This window comes from Roseicyclus sp., from assembly GCF_052168335.1.
Taxonomy (GTDB): Bacteria; Pseudomonadota; Alphaproteobacteria; order Rhodobacterales; family Rhodobacteraceae; genus Roseibacterium.
The window spans coordinates 1-2,963 of the sequence record NZ_JBQLZP010000241.1 but is presented as its reverse complement, the minus strand read 5'-3'; the positions used below and the strand labels follow the sequence as shown (position 1 = coordinate 2,963).

Genomic DNA, 2,963 nt, shown 5'->3' with positions numbered 1-2,963 from the left:
CCTCGAAGGCGGCGAGCATCTCGTCGGACCAGCGGTGGACCGTGACGCCATGCTCGTTGACCATGGTCGCCAGCGGCTCGAGCTGGATCGCCTCGCCCTGGGCGGTGGTCAGCGCGACGTTGGCGGCGCAGACCTCCTGCACGGCGGCGCGCTCCTGGTCGGTCAGTCCGTTCCAGCTGTCACCGTTCATCAGGAACACGATGAGCGAGGTCTGCTGGTGCCAGCCGGGGAAGTAGTAGTGGCCGGCGTGCTCGTACATGCCGAGCGCGTTGTCGATGGCCGGGAAACTGATCTCGGCGGCGTCGATCGTGCCGAGGTTCAGGGCCGTCATCGTGTCGGCCGGCGGCAGGTTCTGCGCCTGGACGCCGAGTTCCTGCATCACCGCGGCACCGAGACCGAAGACCCGCATCCTGAGGCCCTGGAGGTCCTCGACGGATTCGATCGGCTCGCGGAACCAGCCCGATGCCTCGGGCGAGAGGATCGCGCAAAGCTCGCCGTGAATGTTGAAGGGCGCGATGACCTCGTTGTAGAGTTCGTAGCCTCCGCCGTTGTACCACCAGGCCGTGTATTCGCGGACGTCGGGACCGAACGGGAACGCCGTGAACAGCGAGGCCGACGGAACCACGCTCTCGGCGAAGCCGGGCGAGTACCAGGCGGCCTCGATCGCGCCGGTCGAGATCGCGTCCCAGATCTCGTTGCCGCCGACGATCTCGCCGGGGTTGCGGAAGATCAGGTTCAGCGACCCGCCCGTCAGCGCCGAGATGCGTGGCCCGATGTTCTGGCCGCTGTCACCGAGGAGCGGCAGGGTCCCCTGGTAGATCGATTGCATCTCCACGTCGTTGGCCTGAACGGCGGTCGCCGACAGGCCCAGTACCGCAGCGGCGGCAAGGGGTTTCAGTTTCATGGTTTCGTCCTCCCTTCTCTGATGTTGTCGATCGGGCCGCGGCCCGGATTTGCCCGAAGGCCTCCCTGGTTCTTGTTGTCTCGTTCGCTCTCCCCAGAAGACGCAGGTCCGGCGCCCGGCATGATCCGGTCCCAGAGGTCGCCCGAGGTGTCCGGGAACGGAACGATCCTTCCGGTCCCGGCGCAGTTGACCAGCCAGCGCGCCGGCGCCTCCGGTGGCGATGGCGGTTCCCCGGCTCATGCCACGCGGTCCCCCTTCTTGACCTGGACGGTACGGCTGTCGACCGCCGGCAACATTCGCGAGGGATCGCGGGTCACCATCACGTCGATGACGCTGGGCCGGTCGCGCTCGGCGAAGGCGGCCAGAAGCGCGGCCTCGAGGTCTTCGGGGCGCTCCACCCGCTGCCCGTGGCAACCCATCGCGTTGGCCACGGCGGCATAGTCCGTTTCGGCAAGGTCCGAGGACTGGTAGGCCCCCTGACCATACATCAGGTGCTGCAGCGCCTTCACATAGCCGGACGCGGCGTTGTTCACCACGATGACGGTGATCCCGAGGCCCATGCGCCGCGCCGTTTCCAGCTCGCCCAGCACCATGTTGAACCCGCCGTCTCCCGTCAGGCCGACCACCACCGCATCGGGCGCGGCCAGCTGTGCGCCCATTGCGCCGGGAAGACCGTAGCCGATGGATGCGAAGCCACGGTCCGGCACGAAATGCCGCCCGGCGCGGCGCGTGTCGAAGAGAAGGCCGCCCCAATGCGCGGCGAAGCCACCATCCGCGATGAGATACCCGTCCTCCGGCAGAAGCCGGTTCAACTCGGTGATCAGCCGCCCCATGTGGACGGGCGTCTCGTCCGAAAGGCGTTTCTCGACCGTCTCGCCGCGCCACGCCTCCATCCGCGCAGGCACCTGTGCAAGGTAGTCCGCCCGCGCCCCGCGCTGCTGGGCGGCCGTTCCCTCGAGAGACTGGCGCAGGTCCCGGAGCCCCGCCTTCGCATCGCCCCAGAGCTTCACGGTCGGCTTGTAGGTGCGCCCCATCTCCTCGGCCACGATGTCGAGATGGATCAGCACCTTGCCGGGGGCCGGAACGGTGAAGCGCTTGGTCGCGATCTCGCCCAGCTTGCACCCGACAACGAGGAGGCAGTCGCTTTCTTCTATGAGCTTGTTGGCGATCCGATCGTAGCGCCCGAACAGCCCCGCATTCAGCGGTGACTGGCACGAGATCGCGCCCTTGCCCGTCATCGTGTGCGCCACGGGGATGCCGCAGGCCTCGGCCAGTGCCGCGACCTCGTCGGTCGCTCCCGAGATGTGGACGCCTCCACCGCAGAGCATCAGCGGGCGCTCGGCCGACGCCAGCAGACCGACGGCGATCGCCAGCGCTTCGGCATCGGGACGGCAGCGAAGCGCAGGCGCCGACTGGTGCGCCGGATCGGCCTCGAAGTCGTCGTCGGCGAACCCGTGCAGGCCATGAGCCACGTCCTCGGGGACATCCACGACCACCGGCCCGGGACGCCCCGAGGTCGCGACCGCGAAGGCGCGGCGGATCGCTTCGGGAATTCGGTGGACGGCCTCGACGCGGATGAGTTCCTTGCAGGCGGGGCGCAGGATCGCGACCTGGTCGGTCTCCTGCGTCATGTTCTTGCCGGCATGGTCGCGCTGCGCGTCACCGACGATCGCGACGAGCGGACTGCCCGCGTTCAGGGCCTCCACAAGGCCGGTCACGAGGTTCGTCGCCCCGGGCCCGAGCGTCGCGTCGACGAGGCCGACGCGGCCGGACACCTTGGCATAGGCATCCGCGGCGAAAGTGGCGCAGCGTTCGTCGTTGATCAGGTGATGGTTCAGCCCGAGCCGCCGCGCGGCGTCGTAGAACGGCAGAAGCTGAAAGCCGCCCATCCCGAACATCGGCCCCGCGCCATGGGCGAGCAGCATCCGCACGAGGGCCTCTCCGCCGGTCATCTCGTTCGTGCTCATGCGCAAAGCTCCCTTGCGGCGTCGGCGATCATGACGGCCGTCACCCTCAGCTGATCCTCGAGGTTCGGCGCGTAGGGGATGAGCGCGCGCGG

Annotated in this window: 2 protein-coding genes; both read right to left on the bottom strand. The window is 68.5% G+C overall.

The features are described 5' to 3' along the window. The coding region (locus ACTS11_RS07525) for a TRAP transporter substrate-binding protein (protein WP_442639711.1) at positions 1–904 on the bottom strand (904 nt) is incomplete at its 3' end. A 236-nt stretch (positions 905–1,140) separates the two neighbouring features. Next, the gene (locus tag ACTS11_RS07520) at positions 1,141–2,871 is read right to left on the bottom strand and encodes a thiamine pyrophosphate-binding protein (protein ID WP_442639710.1); all 1,731 of its coding nucleotides are present in this window, start codon (positions 2,869–2,871) and stop codon (positions 1,141–1,143) included. Between the last annotated feature and the right edge of the window lie 92 nt (positions 2,872–2,963).

Excerpts from the sequence above, each read along its gene's own strand:
- ACTS11_RS07520 (WP_442639710.1), bottom strand. The coding sequence starts at position 2,871 with ATGAGCACGAACGAGATGACCGGCGGAGAGGCCCTCGTGCGGATGCTG.